The sequence below is a fragment of the Pseudomonas sp. genome (genome assembly GCF_032058845.1).
Lineage (GTDB): Bacteria > Pseudomonadota > Gammaproteobacteria > Pseudomonadales > Pseudomonadaceae > Aquipseudomonas.
Genome location: NZ_DAMCCR010000001.1, coordinates 12,764 through 31,534 on the forward strand (window position 1 = coordinate 12,764; position 18,771 = coordinate 31,534).

At 65.1% G+C, this 18,771-nt stretch carries 18 protein-coding genes; 8 read left to right on the top strand and 10 right to left on the bottom strand.

Annotation, left to right across the window (positions count from 1 at the left end; all coding sequences use genetic code 11):
• Positions 1–34 precede the first annotated feature (34 nt).
• Together ttcA and RT028_RS00080 are read left to right on the top strand one after the other, a co-directional pair.
• Entirely contained in the window at positions 35–859 is an 825-nt protein-coding gene (gene ttcA / locus RT028_RS00075) for a tRNA 2-thiocytidine(32) synthetase TtcA (RefSeq protein WP_312931028.1), read from the top strand.
• Between the two features lie 2 nt (positions 860–861).
• Entirely contained in the window at positions 862–1,533 is a 672-nt protein-coding gene (locus RT028_RS00080; RefSeq protein ID WP_312931030.1) for a DNA-3-methyladenine glycosylase I, read from the top strand.
• Positions 1,534–1,994: 461 nt separating this feature from the next.
• On the opposite strand, the gene RT028_RS00085 is transcribed toward RT028_RS00080, so the two are convergent.
• Genes RT028_RS00085 through arsC form a run of 3 tightly spaced genes read right to left on the bottom strand, consistent with a single transcriptional unit; the run spans position 1,995 to position 3,356 of the window.
• Positions 1,995–2,408, bottom strand: a complete 414-nt coding sequence (locus RT028_RS00085; protein WP_312931031.1) for a DUF2069 domain-containing protein — start codon at positions 2,406–2,408, stop codon at positions 1,995–1,997.
• Positions 2,401–3,006 carry an NAD(P)H:quinone oxidoreductase gene (gene wrbA, locus RT028_RS00090; protein WP_312931033.1) on the bottom strand — a complete coding sequence of 202 codons (606 nt, stop codon included), beginning with the start codon at positions 3,004–3,006 and terminating at the stop codon, positions 2,401–2,403. The genes RT028_RS00085 and wrbA overlap by 8 nt, the downstream gene beginning before the upstream one ends.
• Positions 3,003–3,356 carry an arsenate reductase (glutaredoxin) gene (gene arsC, locus RT028_RS00095; RefSeq protein ID WP_312931035.1) on the bottom strand — a complete coding sequence of 118 codons (354 nt, stop codon included), beginning with the start codon at positions 3,354–3,356 and terminating at the stop codon, positions 3,003–3,005. Before arsC ends, wrbA begins: the two co-directional genes overlap by 4 nt.
• A gap of 86 nt (positions 3,357–3,442) precedes the next feature.
• Here arsC and RT028_RS00100 point away from each other — a divergent pair, with 86 nt between their 5' ends.
• Complete coding sequence (locus tag RT028_RS00100) at positions 3,443–3,910, top strand: TlpA disulfide reductase family protein (RefSeq protein WP_312931037.1); 468 nt, start codon at positions 3,443–3,445, stop codon at positions 3,908–3,910.
• Between the two features lie 76 nt (positions 3,911–3,986).
• Here the strand turns inward: RT028_RS00100 and RT028_RS00105 are convergent, their stop codons facing one another.
• From RT028_RS00105 to RT028_RS00120, 4 genes are read right to left on the bottom strand one after another with little or no spacing between them, the layout of a single operon-like run.
• Positions 3,987–4,391: an META domain-containing protein gene (locus RT028_RS00105; RefSeq protein WP_312931039.1), complete on the bottom strand. Its 405-nt coding sequence runs from the start codon at positions 4,389–4,391 to the stop codon at positions 3,987–3,989.
• Positions 4,388–4,825 carry a hypothetical protein gene (locus RT028_RS00110; protein ID WP_312931040.1) on the bottom strand — a complete coding sequence of 146 codons (438 nt, stop codon included), beginning with the start codon at positions 4,823–4,825 and terminating at the stop codon, positions 4,388–4,390. Before RT028_RS00110 ends, RT028_RS00105 begins: the two co-directional genes overlap by 4 nt.
• A 47-nt stretch (positions 4,826–4,872) precedes the next feature.
• Positions 4,873–5,862: a 2-hydroxyacid dehydrogenase gene (locus RT028_RS00115; RefSeq protein WP_312931041.1), complete on the bottom strand. Its 990-nt coding sequence runs from the start codon at positions 5,860–5,862 to the stop codon at positions 4,873–4,875.
• 33 nt (positions 5,863–5,895) lie between these two features.
• Positions 5,896–8,652, bottom strand: coding sequence for a response regulator (locus RT028_RS00120; RefSeq protein ID WP_312931042.1), 2,757 nt, complete (start codon positions 8,650–8,652; stop codon positions 5,896–5,898).
• A 245-nt stretch (positions 8,653–8,897) separates the two neighbouring features.
• Between RT028_RS00120 and cysM the strand changes: the two genes are divergently transcribed.
• The 5 genes from cysM to RT028_RS00145 all read left to right on the top strand — a co-directional run bounded on the left by cysM (position 8,898) and on the right by RT028_RS00145 (position 14,965).
• Positions 8,898–9,797: a cysteine synthase CysM gene (gene cysM, locus RT028_RS00125; RefSeq protein WP_312931044.1), complete on the top strand. Its 900-nt coding sequence runs from the start codon at positions 8,898–8,900 to the stop codon at positions 9,795–9,797.
• The gene (gene rlmD, locus RT028_RS00130) at positions 9,797–11,155 is read left to right on the top strand and encodes a 23S rRNA (uracil(1939)-C(5))-methyltransferase RlmD (protein WP_312931045.1); all 1,359 of its coding nucleotides are present in this window, start codon (positions 9,797–9,799) and stop codon (positions 11,153–11,155) included. The genes cysM and rlmD overlap by 1 nt, the downstream gene beginning before the upstream one ends.
• A 98-nt stretch (positions 11,156–11,253) precedes the next feature.
• Positions 11,254–13,491: a GTP diphosphokinase gene (gene relA, locus RT028_RS00135; RefSeq protein ID WP_312931047.1), complete on the top strand. Its 2,238-nt coding sequence runs from the start codon at positions 11,254–11,256 to the stop codon at positions 13,489–13,491.
• A 71-nt stretch (positions 13,492–13,562) separates the two neighbouring features.
• Positions 13,563–14,396: a nucleoside triphosphate pyrophosphohydrolase gene (gene mazG, locus RT028_RS00140; RefSeq protein WP_312931049.1), complete on the top strand. Its 834-nt coding sequence runs from the start codon at positions 13,563–13,565 to the stop codon at positions 14,394–14,396.
• Positions 14,397–14,422: 26 nt separating this feature from the next.
• The gene (locus RT028_RS00145; RefSeq protein ID WP_312931051.1) at positions 14,423–14,965 is read left to right on the top strand and encodes a DUF2058 domain-containing protein; all 543 of its coding nucleotides are present in this window, start codon (positions 14,423–14,425) and stop codon (positions 14,963–14,965) included.
• A 109-nt stretch (positions 14,966–15,074) separates the two neighbouring features.
• On the opposite strand, the gene RT028_RS00150 is transcribed toward RT028_RS00145, so the two are convergent.
• The 3 genes from RT028_RS00150 to RT028_RS00160 form a co-directional block, all read right to left on the bottom strand.
• Entirely contained in the window at positions 15,075–15,260 is a 186-nt protein-coding gene (locus RT028_RS00150; RefSeq protein ID WP_312931053.1) for a hypothetical protein, read from the bottom strand.
• Between the two features lie 128 nt (positions 15,261–15,388).
• Positions 15,389–16,720, bottom strand: a complete 1,332-nt coding sequence (locus RT028_RS00155; protein ID WP_312931055.1) for an HlyD family type I secretion periplasmic adaptor subunit — start codon at positions 16,718–16,720, stop codon at positions 15,389–15,391.
• A gap of 9 nt (positions 16,721–16,729) precedes the next feature.
• Positions 16,730–18,771: type I secretion system permease/ATPase (locus tag RT028_RS00160; protein WP_312931057.1), on the bottom strand; the 2,042-nt coding region annotated here is incomplete at its 5' end.

Below are 18,771 nucleotides of genomic sequence, written 5' to 3' on the forward strand. Positions count from 1 at the left end.
CCGGCTTTTGTCACACCTCGCGGATTCAAGCGCTATGGGCACCCTCTCGGTCAACCAGAACAAACTGCAAAAACGCCTGCGTCGTCTCGCTGGCGAAGCCATCACCGACTTCAACATGATCGAAGATGGCGACAAGGTCATGGTCTGCCTGTCGGGCGGCAAGGACAGCTACACGATGCTCGATGTCCTGCTGCACCTGCAGAAGGTGGCGCCGATCTCGTTCCAGATCGTGGCGGTGAACATGGACCAGAAACAGCCTGGTTTCCCCGAGCACATTCTTCCGGCCTACCTCAAGGAACTGGGCGTCGAGTACCACATCGTCGAGAAAGACACGTACTCGGTGGTCAAGGAGCTGATCCCGGAAGGCAAGACCACCTGCTCGCTGTGCTCGCGCCTGCGCCGCGGCACGCTGTACACCTTCGCCGACGAGATCGGCGCGACCAAGATGGCCCTGGGGCACCACCGCGACGACATCGTCGAGACCTTCTTCCTCAACATGTTCTTCAACGGCGCCCTCAAGGGCATGCCGCCCAAGCTGCGTGCCGACGATGGCCGCAACGTGGTGATCCGCCCGCTGGCCTACTGCAACGAAAAGGACATCCAGGCCTATTCGGACATGAAGCAGTTCCCGATCATCCCGTGCAACCTCTGCGGCTCGCAGGAAAACCTGCAGCGCCAGGTGGTCAAGGACATGCTGGTGGACTGGGAACGCAAGCACCCAGGCCGTACCGAGAGCATCTTCCGCGCCATGCAGAACGTGGCGCCGTCGCAGTTGGCAGACCGCAACCTGTTCGACTTCACCAGCCTGAGCATCGATGAAACCGCCACGCCGCGCTTTCTCGATGTGGTCAATATCTGACCATGCGCGATTATCAGTGGCTGCATGAATTCTGCCTGAACCGCTTCGGCTCGGCCAAGGCCCTGGAAGCCGCGTTGCCGCGCGCACGCACGGCGGCGCAATTGCGCGCGATTCCTGCCGACCGTTATCTCTCGACCCTGGCCTTGCGGGTGTTTCGCGCAGGGCTCAAGCACAGCCTGGTGGACGCCAAATGGCCGGCATTCGAGCAGGTATTCTTCGGCTTCGATCCGGAAAAGGTCGTGCTGATGGGCGCAGAACACTTGGAGCGGCTGATGCAGGACACGCGGATCATCCGCCACCTGGGCAAGCTCAAGAGCGTGCCGCGCAATGCGCAGATGATCCTCGACATCGAGCAGACCCATGGCAGCATGGGCGCATTCATTGCCGACTGGCCGGTGACCGATATCGTTGGGCTGTGGAAGTACCTCGTCAAGCACGGCAACCAGCTCGGCGGTCTGTCGGCGCCGCGCTTTTTGCGCATGATCGGCAAGGACACCTTCGTGCCGAGTGGCGATGTGGCTGCCGCCCTGGTCGCGCAAAAGATCGTCGACAAGGCGCCTACCAGCCAGCGCGACCTGGCGGCGGTACAGGCAGCATTCAACCAATGGCATGCCGACAGCGGTCGGCCGCTGTGCCAGCTGTCAGTGATGCTGGCGCATACGGTGAATCACTGAGCCGGTTTTAGCAGGGTGTAGGGCAATCGTTCGGGGTCGAGTCTTCAGATGGCGCTGAGCCAGGTGAGGCACTTGGCTTTGCCGACTCATGCAGCAACCATTGGGCCGACTGCGCCGGCCGTCGCGGCAATAGCCGCTCCCACAAGACCGTGTAAATTTCAGGCCACACGCCGATCATGTAGGAGCGGCTTTAGCCGCGATGGGCGGCGTAGCCGGCCTAGTACCGATAGCACCGGACCACCTGCCAGAACGGGGTAGCAGCCATTGGGGCTGCTGCGCAGCCCATCGCGGCTAAAGCCGCTCCTCCATGGACCGCATTGCTTTTGAAAAAGGCCTGATCCGACCGTTTGTCAGCGCTTCGTCAAAGACAGTTGGCTCCCGCAATGTGGACTCACCGTGTGAGCCTCAGGTCCACGCCAGGCCGTGGGAGTCTCAGGTCACACGCCACCGTGAGCGGCCAGTCAGGCGCCTTCGCCCGCCAGGCGCCGCTCGTGCTGGTACTTCCAGCGCACATACAGCAGCGCTGCCAGAAACAGCCCCAGGCTCAGGCCGATTTCCAGCAGGCCGAGCAGGTGGCGTGCCGGATCGAACGCGGCCAGAACGCCCTTGATGAAATACAGGTTGACCACGAAGCAGGTCCACGCATGGGCGCGGGCGCTGCCCAGCAGCATGCCGGGCAGCAACAGCAGCAGCGGCAGCAGCTCGATCGCCAGGATCACCACAGTGCGCGCGCCGTGCAGGTTGGCGAAGAACAGCGTGTTCAGGCTGAGCAGGGCGATCAGCCCGAGGAAACAGACCAGGCTCACGGCACGCGTGACGGCCACCCGTGGCGTGAGCCACGCCAGGGCAGGCAGCGGCTTGCGCGCTTTAGCCACGGCGCGGCTCCAGCGCCTTGGCGGTCACGCCGATACGTTGACCCAACGCGCGGCACAGGCTGATCTCATGGGCGTCCAGTTCGCGTTTGCCGTCGGCGCCGGCGTGGTGACTGGCACCGTAGGGGGTGCCGCCGCCGCGGGTGTCGATCAGTGCCGATTCACTGTAGGGCAGGCCCATCACCAGCATGCCGTGGTGCAGCAACGGTAGCAGCATCGACAGCAGCGTGGTTTCCTGGCCGCCGTGCAGGCTGGCGGTCGAGGTGAAGACTGCCGCCGGCTTGCCCACCAGTTCGCCACCGAGCCACAGGCTGCTGGTGCCATCGAGGAAGTATTTCAACGGTGCAGCCATGTTGCCGAAGCGTGTGGGGCTGCCGAGGATAAGGCCGGCGCAGTGGCGCAGGTCATCGAGGGTGGCATACAGCGCGCCATTGGCCGGAATGTCGGGGGCGACCGCTTCGCAGTCTGTGGAAATCGCCGGTACCGTGCGCAGGCGCGCTTCCAGGCCGCTCAGCTCGACACCGCGGGCAATGTGCCGGGCCATGTCGCAGGTGGCGCCGTGGCGGCTGTAATACAGGACCAGTACGTAGGGTGCGCTCACGGCAGGATCTCCAGCAGCTGTTCCGGTGGGCGGCCGATCACGGCTTTGTCGCCGGCGACCAGGATCGGCCGTTCGATCAGGATCGGTTGTTCGGCCATGGCGGCGATCAGTTGCTCGTCGCTGAGGCTGGGGTCGGCGAGGCCGAGGGTCTTGTAGGCGTCTTCGCCGGTGCGCAGCAGTTGGCGGGCGCCGAGGCCGAGCTTGGCCAACAGGTCGCGCAGGGTGGCGGCATCGGGCGGGGTGTCCAGATAACGCACCACGGTGGGGGGCAGGCCGCGGGTTTCGAGCAATTCCAGGGCGCTGCGGGATTTCGAGCAGCGCGGGTTATGATAGAGCGTCAGTTCAGTCATGACGGGGGTCGCATCCAGCCGGAGGTGGCCAGCATTCTAACCGGTCGGGCTGGCCCAAGGCTTTTAACTTCGAGAAGGATTGACCCATGGCAAGGCGTTTGGCAGTAGCACTGGCCATCACCGCGAGCCTGTTGCTCGGCGGTTGCGGTGCGGACTATGGCGTAGACCAACACGGCAAGACGGTGAACGCGGAGCAGCTGGACGGCCACTGGCTGGTGCTCAACTACTGGGCCGAATGGTGCGGGCCGTGCCGGACCGAAATTCCTGAGTTGAACGCAGCCGCCAAGCAATGGCAGGCCCAGGGAATCAAGGTGGTGGGCGTGAACTTCGACGGCCTGCAAGGCGCTGACCTGAAGGAAGCGACCGACGCGCTGGGGATCGAATTCACCGTGCTGGCGCAGGACCCGGCCGAGCGTTACGAGCTGCCGCGCAGCGAAGCGCTGCCGGTCACCTACCTGATCGACGACAAGGGCAAGGTGCGCGAGCAACTGCTCGGTGAGCAGACCCTCGAAGGCCTGCAAGAGAAGATCAAGGCGCTCAAAGGCGGCGCCTGAGCCCGTCGCGGCCGACCGGAGCGCCGGACCGGCCGCTTAAATCAAGCCGAAAGTGGGCGTTGGGTCGGATGCGCTGTCAGCCCTCGTCGGGCCAGAAGCGCAGCGCCTTGCCGTCATGCGGCCAGAAACGTACCTGGCCCTCACGCGAAACGTCCCAGCGTTGCACGGTTTCCAGCGCCTTCAGGAACCGACCTTCCTGCTCCATCAATGCCGGTGCGCACAGCTTGCGGGTGCTGCCCACGTGGCCGAAGTGCAGCGCATCGCCGTCCAGGGTGTACGGCGCAAACCAGTGGTTGCACCCGGCGTTGCCGTAGGCCCGGCCATCCGCGCCCAGGGTCAGGGTGATGTTGCTGAAGTCCATCAGCGGTCGCTCGCCGATCCATTCCAGCACGTAGCTGTGGTCCTGTTGCAACGTGCCGGGCGCACTGGCGCACCCGGCCAGCGTCAGCGCGATTACCGCCCCAGCCAGCCCGGCTTTCATGACGGGTTCGCCTGGCAGCGCGGGCACACATGCCGCTCGCCCTCGTTGATCCAGCCCAGCTCACGCAAGCGCGCAGTGGCGGCCGGCTGCCGGGCCTTGTTGCCTAGGGAAGCGTCCACCGCGAATTCCAGGTCGACCTGCGTTTCGCAGCGGTCGCACTTGACCTGCCAGGTGAGGATTTCCAGCTCTTTGAACGCAGGCCCCGTGGCCGTGGCGACCCACTGCCCCTGCGGGTTGATCAGGTGGCGCACGGTCTGCACGGTCAGGCGCATGGACAAGCCCTTGCTGCCTTTGAGGCTGACCAGCAGGACGTCGTCCTTCTTGATCGAGCCGCCATTGCCGGTCACCTGATAGCGCCCGGGCACCAGTGCGCGGCATTCGATCAGGGTGTGTTGCGGGTTGAAAAGCGTGTAGCGGAAATCGTGCTCGACCATGGGTCCTCCAGAAATGCGGCGTATCCTAGCATCAACCTTGCCTCACATTAACGGTGCACCACGTTCTGCGGATCGCCTGCCGCCCAGCGGGTCACGTTGGCCAGCGTCGTGGTGGCGATCGCGTCCAGCGCCTCGCGGGTCAGAAACGCCTGGTGCGCGGTGATGATCACGTTGGGGAAGGTCAGCAGACGCGCCAGCACATCGTCCTGCAACGGCTGGTCGGAACGGTCCTGGAAGAACAGCTGCGCTTCTTCTTCATAGACGTCGAGCCCCAGGTAGCCCAACTGGCCGCTTTTCAGCGCCTCGATCAGTGCGGGGGTGTCGACCAGCGCCCCACGCCCGGTGTTGATCAGCATGGCGCCGTGCTGCATCTGCGCCAGCGATTGCGCATTGATCAGGTGATGGCTGTAGTCGTTCAGCGGGCAGTGCAGGCTGACGATCCGTGACTCGCGCAGCAGCTGTGGCAGGGGCATGTAGCGGGCGCCCAAGGCCAGCAGGCGTGGGTTGGGGTAGGGGTCGTGGGCCAGCAGTTGGCAACCGAATCCGGCCATGATGCGCGCGAAGGCTTCACCAATCTGCCCGGTGCCGACCACACCGACGGTCTTGCCGTGCAGGTCGAAACCGGTGAGCCCGTGCAGGGTGAAGTCGCCTTCGCGGGTGCGGTTGTAGGCGCGATGCAGGCGGCGGTTCAGGGCCATCACCAGGGCCACGGCGTGTTCTGCCACGGCGTGCGGCGAATAGGCCGGCACTCGCACGACGGTCAGCCCCAGACGCTCGGCGGCGGGCAGGTCGACATGGTTATAGCCGGCCGAGCGCAGGGCGATCAGTTGCGTGCCGCCGGCCGCGAGCTGCTGCAGGACGCTGGCATCGAGTTCGTCGTTGATGAACGCGCAGACCGCCGGATAGCCGTGGGCCAGTGGCGCGGTGTCCAGGGTCAGACGCGCGGGTTGGAAGTGCAGGTCCATGGGCAGGCCATTGCCAGCCCGCTCGAAGCTTTCCTGATCGTAGTGCTGGCTGCTGAACAACAGCATGCGCATGGGCGGTCCTCCTCAGGTGGTACAGCGATGATTTCAGGCGCCCAGGTGGGCTTGCGCGGCCAGGCGTCCTATGGCCCGGTCCAGCTCATCCAGGGCCTGCATCATCTGCGGATGCTCCTGCTTGAGCAGGGTTTCGCTGCGCTGGCAGGCCGCCCGCAGCTGTGGCACGCCGCAGTAGCGCGACGCCCCGTTGAGCCGGTGCACGCGCTCGATCATTGCCTGCCGGTCACCGCTGTCACGGGCGTGGCGAATGGCCTCGCGGTCGGCCTCCAGCGAGGCCAGCAGCATGGCCAGCATGTCTGCCGCCAGGTCCGGTTTGCCCGCAGCCAGGCGCAGGCCTTCCTGCGGGTCGAGCACCTTCAGTTCAAGGTTTTCTTGCGCACGCGGCGGGTTGGGCTCGGGTGGCGGGGCACCCAGGCTCAGCCCCGTCCACTTGAGCACCACTTGCGCCAGTTGCCGCTCGCTGATGGGTTTGGTCAGGTAGTCGTCCATGCCGCTGTGCAGCAGGGCGCGCTTTTCGTTGGCCATGGCGTGGGCGGTCAGCGCCACCACCGGCAGTGGCGGGTTACCCAGGTTGGCTTCCCAGCGACGGATCTGCTCGGTGCACGCCGGGCCGTCCATGCCGGGCATCTGCACGTCCATCAGCACCAGGTCGAAGGCTTCGTCTTCGAGGGCGCGCAACGCGGCCTGGCCGCTGTCAACAGCCACCACCACGGCGCCCATGTCTTCGAGCAGGGTCTGCACCAGCAGCAAGTTGGCCGGGTTGTCATCGACGCACAGAATGCGCGGCAGCCGTTGCCCGGTCAGCGGTTGCGACAGGCGCTGCTGACGCCGCGGCTGCACCAGGTCGAGCAGTACCCGACGCAACTTGCGGGTGCAGGCCGGCTTGGACAACAACTGCCCATGGCCATTGCTCAACTGCGACTGGTAAAGGCCTTGCTCGGTCGTCGGGCAGAGCACCAGGCACTGGCAGCCGTGGCGCTCCAGTTGGTCGTTGATGCGGCTCAGGTGTTCGGGGGCGAGGCAGCCCAGGTTCACCCCCAGCACCGCGAACTCAAAAGGCGTACCGGCCAGGGCAGCGGCTTCGACGGCCTGGGTCAGTTGCTCGAAACTGCTGAACGCCGTGACGTTCAGGCCGCAGTCCTGCAACTGATGGTCCAGGGCCTGGCAGGCCAGCTCATGGCCCTCGACGATGGCCACGCGCCGTTCCAGCAAGGCTTGCAGCGGCGCCTGGTCGATGTCGTCGTGGGCCTTGGGCAGGGTCAGGTTGATCCAGAACTGCGAGCCTTCGCCTGGCGTGCTGTCAACGCCGATCTCGCCGCCCATCTGCTCGATCAGGCGCTTGGAAATCACCAGCCCCAGCCCAGTGCCGCCCGGCTCGCGCGACAGCGAGTTATCCGCCTGGCTGAAGGCCTGGAACAGGGTGCGCACATCGCTCGGAGTCAGGCCGATGCCGGTGTCCTGCACGCTGATGCGCAGTTGCACGCTGTCTTCCTGCTCGTCTTCGAGCATGGCGCGGACCACGATGGTGCCTTCACGGGTGAACTTGATCGCATTGCTGACCAGGTTGGTGAGGATCTGCCTGAGCCGCAGCGGGTCACCGATCAGCGACAGCGGCGTGTCGCGGTAGACCAGGCTGACCAGCTCGAGCTGCTTGGCGTGGGCGGCGGGAGCGAGGATGGTCAGGGTGTCCTGGATCAGGTCGCGCAGGTTGAAGGGAATGCTGTCGAGCACCAGCTTGCCGGCCTCGATCTTCGAGAAGTCGAGGATCTCGTTGATGATGCCCAGCAGATTGCCGGCCGATTTCTCGATGGTGCCCAGGTAGTCCTGCTGGCGCGGGCTGAGCTCGCCTTTTTGCAGCAGGTGGGTGAAGCCGACGATGCCGTTGAGCGGCGTGCGGATTTCGTGGCTCATGTTGGCCAGGAACTCGGACTTGATCCGGCTCGCCTCCAGGGCCTCCTTGCGCGCCATGTCCAGCTCGATGTTCTGGATCTCGATGGTTTCCAGGTTCTGGCGCACGTCTTCGGTGGCCTGGTCGATGCTGTGCTGCAGCTCTTCATGGGCGCTCTGCAGGGTCTGCGCCATGCGGTTGATACCGGCTGCCAGTTCATCCAGCTCATGGCTGCCCATGGCCGGCAGGCGCTCTTCCAGATTGCCGTCCTTGAGCTGGTTGACCGCGTGCTTGATCCGGTTCAGCGGCTGGTTGATGGCGCGGCTCATGCGCATCGCCAACAGCACCGTCAGGCCGAGGCAGAGCAGGATCAGCAGCATGCTGGTAAACAGGTTGCGGTAGCCGCGCAGCAAGGTGCCATCGTGGGACAGCTCCACCTCCACCCAGCCCAGCAGGCGCTCGGCCTCGGCGGGCACGGCGTGGGTGACCAGGTCACGATGATGGCCGAACACCGGCATCAGGTAACGGGTGGCGTCATTGCCGCTGCGTTCGAGCAACTGCGTGCCGCTACCGCCACTGGGCGGCGGATTGATCATGCTCGGGCCGGCATGCGCCAGGCGGCTGCGGTCGGGCGCCAGAAAGGCCACGGCGCGCACGTCCACCCGCTCCAGGGCCTCGGCAGCGATGCGCTCCAACTGCGCCCGGGTACCCAGGGCCAGCGCTGGCGCGGCCAGCGGCGCCAGTTGCTCCGAGAGCAGGGTGCCGCGTTGCAGCAGCTGCGTACGCAGTTCGCTCTGCTGCTGCCAGTTGAAGTAGATGCCCAGCACCAGGGCCATCAGGCTGGCGGGCAGCAGGGCGAGCAACAGCACGCGGCTTCGTATTCCCAGACGATCAAGCACATTGTTCTCCTGTCATGTGCCAGCGCAGGCAGCGCGCTGCAATCGCGGAAGGTACTCCGCCAACGCGGTGCTTGCACTGATTTGTGCCACGGATGTCGCTCATGTCGACGACGTGCGACCCACACTCGCAGCGCCAGGGGCGGTATATAGCCAGCGGCTATAAGCTCCAACCATTGCGAGATATGGCCGTTGCAGGTTTGCCGGTATGATAGGCGCCCCTTGTCGCCCGGAATGCGAAATACATCATGACCTCGCAGTACCCAACCATCGCCGATTGCGTCGGCAATACGCCCCTGGTGCGTCTGCAGCGTCTGGGCGGCGACACCAGCAATACCCTGCTGCTCAAGCTCGAGGGCAACAACCCGGCAGGCTCGGTCAAAGACCGCCCGGCGTTGTCGATGATCACCCGTGCCGAGTTGCGCGGCCAGATCAAACCGGGCGACACCCTGATCGAGGCGACGTCGGGCAACACCGGCATCGCCCTGGCCATGGCGGCCGCGATCAAGGGCTACAAGATGATCCTGATCATGCCCGACAACTCCACCGCCGAGCGCAAGGCGGCGATGACCGCCTACGGCGCCGAGCTGTTGCTGGTGTCCAAGGAAGACGGCATGGAAGGCGCCCGCGACCTCGCCGACAAGCTCCAGGCCCAAGGCCGAGGCCAGGTGCTGGACCAGTTCGGCAACGGTGACAACCCGATCGCCCACTACCACAGCACCGGGCCGGAAATCTGGCAGCAGACCCACGGCAGCGTGACCCACTTCATCAGTTCCATGGGCACCACCGGCACCATCATGGGCTGCTCGCAGTACCTCAAGGAGCAGAATCCTGCAGTGCAGATCGTTGGCCTGCAACCGATGGACGGCTCGTCGATTCCGGGCATTCGGCGCTGGCCTGAAGCGTACCTGCCGAAGATCTTCGACGCCGCGCGCGTCGACCAGGTACTCGACATGTCCCAGGAGGAAGCCGAGCAGACCACCCTGCGCCTTGCCCGCGAAGAGGGCATTTTCTGCGGAGTGTCCTCAGGTGGTGCAGTGGCCGGCATGCTGCGGCTGTCCCGCGAGCTGGACAATGCGGTACTGGTGGCCATCATCTGCGACCGCGGTGACCGCTACCTGTCCACCGGCCTGTTCGACGCGCCGTGATGTCCAGAAAAAAGAACAGCAGTAGCCTGCGCTTCCAGCCCGCCGGCGGCGAGCGTGCCGCGCAGGTGCCGGTCGGCAAGAAGCAACGCCTGAGCATCGAACGCCTGGCCGGTGACGGCCGCGGCCTTGCTTTCCATGAAGGGCGGACCTGGTTCGTCAGCGGCGCCCTGGCCGGGGAAAGCGTCGAGGCGCGGGTGCTCAATGCCCGGGGCAAAGTGGTCGAAGCGCGTCTGGAGCGCGTGCTGCAAGCCAGCGCCGAGCGCCGCGAGCCGCCCTGCCGGCATTTCCAGCACTGTGGTGGCTGCAGCCTGCAGCACATGCCGCATGCTGATCAGCTGGCGCTCAAGCAGCGCACCCTGGCCGAGCAGTTGCAGCGCGTTGCCGGGATTCAGCCGGACACCTGGGCCGCGCCGCTGGCCGGGCCTGAGTTCGGCTATCGCCGCCGCGCCCGTGTCGCGGTGCGTTGGGAGGCCAAGGCGCGCGAACTGCGCGTGGGTTTTCGCGCCGAGGCCAGCCAGGACATCATCGCCATCGAAGAATGCCCGGTGCTGGTACAGCCCTTGCAGTCGATCATGCGCCATTTGCCCACGGTGCTGCGCAGCCTGAGCAAACCTCAGGCCTTGGGCCACATCGAGCTGTTCAGCGGTAGCGCCGAGGCCGTACTGGTCCGGCAAGTGGCGGCATTGCCCGATGAAGACCTGCAGCGTCTGCAGGCCTTCTGCCTTGAAGCCGGCGCGCAGCTCTGGCTGCAAGGCGACGGCGAACCGGCACCGTTCATCGCAGGCGCCACGCTTGGCTTCACCCTGGCGCCCTGGCAGCTGGAACTGGCCTGGCGCCCCGGTGACTTCGTGCAGGTCAATGCGGCGGTGAACACGGCGATGATCGAGCAGGCGCTGGCATGGCTGGCACCGCAGGCCGACGAGCGTGTGCTCGACCTGTTCTGCGGCCTGGGCAACTTTGCGTTGCCGCTGGCCCGACAGGCCCGTGAGGTGGTTGCCATCGAAGGTGTGCAAACGATGGTGGACCGTGCAGCCGCCAATGCCCGGGACAACAATGTGCATAACGCCGCGTTTTTTCAGGCCGATTTAACCCAGCCTTTGGCCGGCGCCCAGTGGGCAGCCGAGGGCTTTTCTGCGGTACTCTTGGACCCACCGCGTGACGGTGCCTACGAAGTTGTGCAACACATCGCACAGCTTGAAGCGAAGAGGCTGGTTTACGTTTCATGCAACCCAGCCACCCTCGCGCGTGATGCTCAGGTGCTGGTCAACCAGGGGTACCGGTTAACGAGAGCCGGGATTCTCGACATGTTTCCTCAGACGGCGCATGTCGAAGCCATGGCGTTATTCGAAGCGGGCTAGCGACGCTAACCGTTCGGTGCGGTGTCCAGGGACTGGGCGCCGCGCAGGTGATAGCCAGTGCGCCCGTGCGGCGCACTGTATGGAAAGGTAGAACACAGATGGTACAGGTGAGAGTGCACCAGCCGGTCAACACCGACGGCACTATCAATCTCGAAGGATGGCTGGATCATGTAACGAGCGTGGACGCCGCGCTCGATCGTAATGAGCTGGCGCTGGCCTGCGAGTTTGCCCAGGAAGTCGAGAAGAACGGCAACCCCGCCAAGCATTCGTGGGCCGACGGTACGTCGAGTTTCCAGGCCGGGCTGGAGATCGCCGAAATCCTTGCGGACCTCAAGCTCGACCAGGATTCACTGGTCGCAGCGGTCATCTACCGCGCGGTGCGCGAAGGCAAGGTGACCCTCGCCGAGGTTGGCCAACGCTTCGGCCCCATGGTCTCCAAGCTGATCGACGGCGTGCTGCGCATGGCCGCCATCAGCGCCAGCCTGAGCCCACGCCAGTCGATGGTGCTGGGCTCGCAGGCGCAGGTCGAGAACCTGCGCAAGATGCTCGTGGCCATGGTCGATGACGTGCGCGTGGCGCTGATCAAGCTGGCCGAACGCACCTGCGCCATTCGTGCCGTCAAAGCTGCCGATGACGACAAGCGCCTGCGCGTCGCCCGCGAAGTAGCCGACATCTATGCCCCCCTGGCGCATCGCCTGGGCATCGGCCATATCAAGTGGGAACTCGAAGACCTCTCGTTCCGCTACCTCGAGCCCGATCAGTACAAGCAGATCGCCAAGCTGCTGCACGAGCGCCGGCTCGACCGCGAGCGCTTCATCAGCGACGTGATGAGCCAGTTGCAGAACGAGCTGCTGGCCACCGGCGTCAATGCCGACATCAGCGGCCGGGCAAAACACATCTATTCGATCTGGCGCAAGATGCAGCGCAAGGGCCTGGAATTCAGCCAGATCTACGATGTGCGTGCGGTACGCGTGCTGGTCCCGGAAATCCGCGACTGCTACACCGCGCTCGGCATCGTCCACACTCTGTGGCGGCACATCCCCAAGGAGTTCGACGACTACATCGCCAACCCCAAGGAAAACGGCTACCGCTCGCTGCACACTGCGGTGATCGGCCCGGAGGGCAAGGTGCTGGAGGTGCAGATCCGTACCCACGGCATGCACGAAGAGGCCGAGCTGGGCGTGTGTGCGCACTGGAAATACAAGGGCACCGACGTCAAGGGTGGCTCGAACCACTACGAAGAGAAGATCTCCTGGCTGCGCCAGGTGCTGGAATGGCACGAAGAACTGGGCGACATCGGCGGCCTGGCCGAACAGCTGCGGGTGGATATCGAGCCGGACCGGGTCTACATCTTCACCCCGGATGGCCACGCCATCGACCTGCCCAAGGGCGCCACGCCACTCGATTTCGCCTACCGCGTGCACACCGAAATCGGCCACAACTGCCGCGGCGCCAAGATCAACGGGCGCATCGTGCCGCTCAACTACATCCTGCAGACCGGCGAGCAGGTCGAGATCATCACCAGCAAGCACGGCAGCCCGAGCCGCGACTGGCTGAACTCCAACCTGGGTTACGTCAACACCTCGCGCGCCCGGGCGAAGATCGTTCACTGGTTCAAGCTGCAGGCCCGGGACCAGAACGTGGCGGCCGGCAAGACCCTGATCGAGCGTGAATTGAGCCGCCTCGGCCTGCCGCAGGTGGACTTCGAGCGACTGGCGGAAAAAGCCAACGTGAAAACGGCCGAAGACATGTTCGCCGCCCTCGGCGCGGGCGATCTGCGCCTGGCGCAGATGGTCAACGCCGCGCAGCAACTGCTCGAGCCGGACCGCAGCGAACAGGTCGAGCTGATCACCCGCAAACCGACCAGCCGTTCCACCAAGCGCGGCGATATCCGCATCCAGGGCGTGGGCAACCTGCTGACGCAGATGGCCGGTTGCTGCCAGCCCCTGCCGGGCGATGCCATCGTCGGCTACATCACCCAGGGTCGCGGCGTCAGCATCCACCGCCAGGACTGCGCCTCGGTGCTGCAACTCGCTGGCAAGGAGCCCGAGCGGATCATCCAGGTCAGCTGGGGGCCGATTCCGGTGCAGACCTACCCGGTCGACATCGTGGTGCGTGCCTACGATCGCCCCGGCTTGCTGCGCGATGTCTCGCAGGTGCTGCTCAACGAGAAGATCAATGTGCTGGCGGTCAACACCCGCTCGAACAAGGACGACAACACCGCGCAGATGTCATTGACCATCGAGATCCCCGGCCTGGATGCGCTGGGGCGCTTGTTGGGGCGCATCTCGCAGTTGCCCAACATCATCGAGACGCGGCGTAACCGCACGCCCTGATCCACCGGCCATCGCTGCGCCCGCCGTTGCTGTCATCGGCTGGCGCAGCGAAGGCCATCAAGGACCTGCCCATGACTTACTCGCTCACTGACCTCCTGCACCTCATGGCGCGCCTGCGCGACCCGCAGCACGGCTGCCCGTGGGACCTCAAGCAGACCTACGCGAGCATCGTGCCGCACACCCTGGAAGAAGCCTTCGAGGTCGCCGACACCATCGAGCGAGGCGATTTCGAAGACCTGCAAGGTGAGCTGGGCGACCTGCTGTTTCAGGTGGTCTATTACAGCCAGCTGGCCGGCGAGGAAGGGCGCTTCGCGTTCGACGGGGTGGTGGATGGCATCACCCGCAAGCTGATCCGCCGCCACCCGCATGTCTTTCCCACGGGCGAGCTGTACGCACCGCTCGACACCCCGCACCTGAGCGAAGACCAGGTCAAGGCACGCTGGGAGGCAATCAAGGCCGAGGAGCGTGCGCAGAAAAGCACGCCCGAGCAGCTGTCATTGCTCGACGACGTACCGACCGCGCTGCCAGCGCTGTCGCGCGCCGCCAAGCTGCAGAAGCGCGCTGCCACCGTCGGCTTCGACTGGCCCGAGGCCTTGCCGGTGCTGGACAAGGTGCGCGAGGAACTCGACGAGGTGCTGCAGGCCATGGCTGACGGCGACGCCGATGCCGTGCAAGACGAGCTGGGCGACCTGCTGTTCGCCACCGTCAACCTGGCCCGCCACCTCAAGCACGACCCGGAACAGGCCTTGCGCCGCGCCAATCGAAAATTCGAGCGGCGTTTTCGTTTCATCGAGCAGGCATTGCGCGAGCAGGGCCTGCCGATCGAAGATCGCACCCTCGACGAACTGGACGCCCTCTGGGGTGAAGCCAAACGTCAGGAAAAGAACCTGCCCAGCTGCGGCTGAGCTGATGCATAAGTGAGTAGACATCGATGAGCCTTTCCCTTCGCGACCAATTGCTCAAAGCCGGTCTGGTCAACCAGAAACAGGTTTCCCAGACCAACAAGGCCGAGAAAAAACAGAAACGCCTGGTGCACAAAGGCCAGGCCGAAGCTGATGACACCCAGCAGCGGCTGGCCAAGGAAGCGGCGGCAGAAAAAGCCAAGCGTGACCAGGAGCTCAACCGCGCCCAGCAGGAAAAGGCCGAGCTCAAGGCCCGTGCCGCGCAGGTCAAGCAGTTGATCGAAGCGACCCGCCTGCCAAAGCTGACCACCGAGGACTACTACAACTTCGTCGACGACAAGAAGGTCAAGCGCATCGCCGTCAACGCCCTCATGCGCAGCAAGCTGAGCAACGGCTCGCTGGCGGTGGTGTCGCACGGTGGCGGCTACGAGGTGATCCCGCGAGAAGCGGCGGTGAAGATTCAGGAGCGCGATCCGCATCGGATTCTGCTGCTCAACACCCACACCGAGCAGGCTGATGAAGCAGATGATCCGTACGCGGCGTACAAGATTCCTGATGACTTGATGTGGTAACGAGCCGGCAAGGCTGCGCTTGCCTGAGTGCAGCATGGGCGGGTGAACCGGGGCTTCTGTTCACCCGCCGATGCTGGAGGTCTGCCGACCTCGATGACTGCCTGCAGGGTCAGTGCGCTTCAGCGCGCTGAACTTCCTGCTCTGCCAGTTCGCTGCAGTACTGCTGGGCCTGCTGTTCGTCATGGAACATGCCCACCAGCTGACCTTGCTGGTGCACATCCCAGATACGCACGCCGGCGGCCAGACCTTCGTGGGACATTCTCGATTCGTCGCGTTCGGTTACTTGAACTGTCATCGTCAAACTCCACTGCTGGTTGATTGCGACACTGTGTCGCACACCCCAGTTATAGGATCGGTTAGCAGCCTAAGTAAATAAAACACCGATTAAACATCTTTCATGCAACTGCCCGCAGCGAACATCGGTCAGCGCTCGCGCAGGGCTTCAGTGCGGGCTTTTAGCACCGGCTTGAGCAGGTAATCGAGCACGCTCTTCTGCCCGGTGATGATGTCCACGGTGGCCACCATGCCAGGGATGATCAACAGCGGCTTATGCTCGCCGCCCACATGGTTTCGCTCGGTCCTGACCTGAATCAGGTAGAAGGCGTTGCCTTTGTCATCGGTGACGGTGTCGGCGCTGATCAGCTCCAGGTCGCCCTTGAGGCCGCCGTAGATCGTGTAGTCATAGGCGCTGAACTTCACCATCGCCTGCTGCCCGGGGTGCAGGAACGCCACATCCTGCGGGCGCACCTTGGCTTCGATCAGCAGGTTGTCCTCGATGGGCACGATTTCCACCAGGTCGCTGCCCGGCTGCACCACCCCGCCAATGGTGTTGACCTTGAGCACCTTGACGATGCCGCGCACTGGCGACACCACCGTGGTGCGCTTGACCCGGTCGTCGATCGCAATGCTGTTGGCACTGAGCTTGGACAGGTCGGTGCGCTTCTCGTTGAGCTCCTTGGCCGCCTCCGAGCGGAAGGTCGCGTCCGATTCCTGCATCTTGCTGCGCATTTCCGCCACCGCCGCTTCGGCGCGGGGAATCGCCAGGCTGCTGGCGTTGAGCTGGCCACGCGCCTCCACCGTGCGCTGCTTGAGGCGCAGGATCTCGACCGGTGACACGGCACCCTTGCTCACCAGGGGCGCCGACATGTTCAGCTCTTCCTGGAGCAGGCCGACGGCCGAGCGGTATTGCGCGACCTTGGCGCGGTACTCGGCCAGCTCCTGGGTCTTCTGACGCAGTTGCTCGCTCAAGGTCTGTTTCTCACTGCTCAGACGGCGCTGGCGTGACTGGAACAGCGCGGTCTCGTCCTCGGCCACCTGCGGCGCCTTGCTGCGCACTTCTTCGCTCAGGGCCAAGGGGCGCCCTTCGGCTTCGGCGGCCAGGCGTTGCACCTGAGCGCTCAAGGCGTAGCGGTCAGCTTCGCTTTCGCCCTTGTTCGAGCGAAAGCGGGTGTCGTCCAGGCGCAGCAGGGTGGCGCCCTTGTCGACCATCTGCCCCTCGCGCACGAACAGCTCGGTGACAATGCCCCCTTCGAGGTTCTGCACCACCTGGACCTTGCTCGAGGGAATCGCCTTGCCTTCAGCCACCGTGACTTCATCGAGCACCGCCCAGTAGGCCCAAACCAGCGCGCTCAGTAGCAGCGCTGCGGCCAGCCAGACCGTGAGCTGCGAGCGCCGGGGCGCTTCGCTCAGTGTGGCGTTGGCCAGTTCCGGCAAGTAATCGCGCTCGACCGGCGCGGTGTGCTGAGTGACGCCCATGGCGATCTCCTAGAGTGCCGGGCCGACGAGGCCCTTGCGCAGCGCTTCGATGACCTGGTCTTTCGGACCGTCGGCAACCACCTTGCCGTTGTCCAGCACCACCAGCCGGTCGACCAGGCTGAGCATGGCGGTGCGGTGGGTGACCAGCAGCAGGGTCTTGCCAGCCACCCAGGTGCTCAGGCGCTGGCGCAGTTGCTCTTCGCTGCTGTTGTCCATGTGGCTGGTGGGCTCGTCGAGCACCAGAATCGGCGGGTCGAGCAGCAGCGCGCGAGCCAGCAGAACGGTCTGCCGCTGGCCGCCCGAGAGCAGTTGGCCGCGCTCGCCGACCGGTCGGTCAAAGCCCTGCGGGTGTTGCCGCGCCAGTTCGCTGACCCCGGTCAGTTGCGCCACTTCGAGCATGCGCGCGTCGCTGACATGGCGAGCGCCGAGGGTGAGGTTGTCGCGCAGGCTGCCGGCCAGCAATGGCAGGTCATGGGCGACATAGCCCACCTGGCTGCGCAGGTCGGCGATGTCGAGCTGGCGCAGGTCGAGGTGATCGAGCAGCACCTGGCCGTCGTCAGGGTGCTGCAGGCCCAGCAGCAGCCGGCCCAGCGTGCTCTTGCCCGAGCCGCTGCGACCGATGATGCCGACCCGCTCACCCGCGGCGATCTCCAGGTTGATGTCATTGAGCGCTGCGGCGCTTTGCCCGGCGTAGCGGAAGCTGACATGCGCCACCTGCAGCGCACCCTGCAAGGCCGTGTGGGCCAGGGCCTGACGGTCGGCCGCGCGCTCTTGCGGCAGGGCCATGAGTGCATCGGTGCTGCTCAGGGTCAGGCGGGTCTGCTGATAGCGGGTGATCAGCCCGGCGATCTGCCCGAGCGGCGCCAGCACCCGGCTGCCGAGCATGTAGCTGGCCACCAGTGCGCCGACGCTGAGCTGCCCGGCAATGATGGCGTAGACCCCGGCCACGATGATCGCCACCCCCGACAGTTGCTGAATGAACAGCGTGCCATTGCTGGCCAGCGAGGCCAGGTTGCGCGCGTGGGCGTCGAGCCGGGCGACGGCGCCGTTGGTGTGTTCCCAGAGGTATTGGCGCTCGCTCTCGGCGCCGCAGGCCTTGAGGGTTTCCAGCCCGCCGAGGGTTTCGATCAGCACCGCCTGGCGCTGCGCGGCAAGGCTCAGGCTCTTCTGCACGCTGTCGCGCAGGCGCGTCTGAATCACCCAGGCGAACACCAGCGCGATGGGAAAGGCGATCAACGGGATCAGCACCAGCCAGCCGCCGACCAGACCGATCACCAGCAGCATCAAGACCACGAACGGCAGGTCGATCAGGCTGGTCAGGGTCACGGCGGTGAGGAATTCGCGCAGGCCTTGAAAGTCATGGATGCTCTGCGCAAAGCCGCCGATGCTGGCCGGGCGCGCTTTCATCGCCATGCCGATGATGCGCTCGAACAGGGTGGCGCTGAGGATCAGATCGGTCTTCTTCCCGGCCTGGTCCAGCAGGTGCGCGCGGACCATGCGCAGCACCAGCTCGAAGGTGGTGCCGATAGCCAGCCCGGCGACCAGCACCCACAACGTCGACACGGCCTGGTTGGGCACCACGCGGTCGTAGGTCTGCATGACGAACAGCGGCACCATCAGGCCCAGCAGGTTGATCAGCAAACTGGCCAGCAGCGCATCGCGGTACAGCCCGCGGGAGTGCCGCAAGGAATCGCGAAACCAGGCGCTGACCCGTGGCAGCAGCGGGCTGCGCAGGTCTTCCAGGGTATGCCGCGGGCGGGCGAACAGGGCTCGACCTGCGTAGGCCTCGGCCAGCGCCGCACGCTCGACCCACACCTCGCCACCGTCGGCCTCACAGGGCAGGATCAGCGCCCGGCCGTCCTCGCCCCAGCTGCGCAGCACGGCACTGCGCCCCTCCTTGAGGATCAGCAGCACCGGCAGGTTCAAGGCCGACAATGTCTCCAGCCGACGTTCCAGCACGCGCGCCTGCAGGCCGGCGCGGGCGGCGGCGCGCGGCAGCAGGTCGAGGTTCAGGCGTTGTTGCGCCAGTGGCAGGCCGGCACACAGGCTGG

Coding starts and splice junctions, on each gene's coding strand:
- ttcA (WP_312931028.1), top strand. CDS start 35: ATGGGCACCCTCTCGGTCAACCAGAACAAACTGCAAAAACGCCTGCGT.
- RT028_RS00080 (WP_312931030.1), top strand. CDS start 862: ATGCGCGATTATCAGTGGCTGCATGAATTCTGCCTGAACCGCTTCGGC.
- arsC (WP_312931035.1), bottom strand. CDS start 3,356: ATGACTGAACTGACGCTCTATCATAACCCGCGCTGCTCGAAATCCCGC.
- RT028_RS00100 (WP_312931037.1), top strand. CDS start 3,443: ATGGCAAGGCGTTTGGCAGTAGCACTGGCCATCACCGCGAGCCTGTTG.
- RT028_RS00105 (WP_312931039.1), bottom strand. CDS start 4,391: ATGAAAGCCGGGCTGGCTGGGGCGGTAATCGCGCTGACGCTGGCCGGG.
- RT028_RS00110 (WP_312931040.1), bottom strand. CDS start 4,825: ATGGTCGAGCACGATTTCCGCTACACGCTTTTCAACCCGCAACACACC.
- RT028_RS00115 (WP_312931041.1), bottom strand. CDS start 5,862: ATGCGCATGCTGTTGTTCAGCAGCCAGCACTACGATCAGGAAAGCTTC.
- cysM (WP_312931044.1), top strand. CDS start 8,898: ATGACCTCGCAGTACCCAACCATCGCCGATTGCGTCGGCAATACGCCC.
- rlmD (WP_312931045.1), top strand. CDS start 9,797: ATGTCCAGAAAAAAGAACAGCAGTAGCCTGCGCTTCCAGCCCGCCGGC.
- relA (WP_312931047.1), top strand. CDS start 11,254: ATGGTACAGGTGAGAGTGCACCAGCCGGTCAACACCGACGGCACTATC.
- mazG (WP_312931049.1), top strand. CDS start 13,563: ATGACTTACTCGCTCACTGACCTCCTGCACCTCATGGCGCGCCTGCGC.
- RT028_RS00145 (WP_312931051.1), top strand. CDS start 14,423: ATGAGCCTTTCCCTTCGCGACCAATTGCTCAAAGCCGGTCTGGTCAAC.
- RT028_RS00150 (WP_312931053.1), bottom strand. CDS start 15,260: ATGACAGTTCAAGTAACCGAACGCGACGAATCGAGAATGTCCCACGAA.
- RT028_RS00155 (WP_312931055.1), bottom strand. CDS start 16,720: ATGGGCGTCACTCAGCACACCGCGCCGGTCGAGCGCGATTACTTGCCG.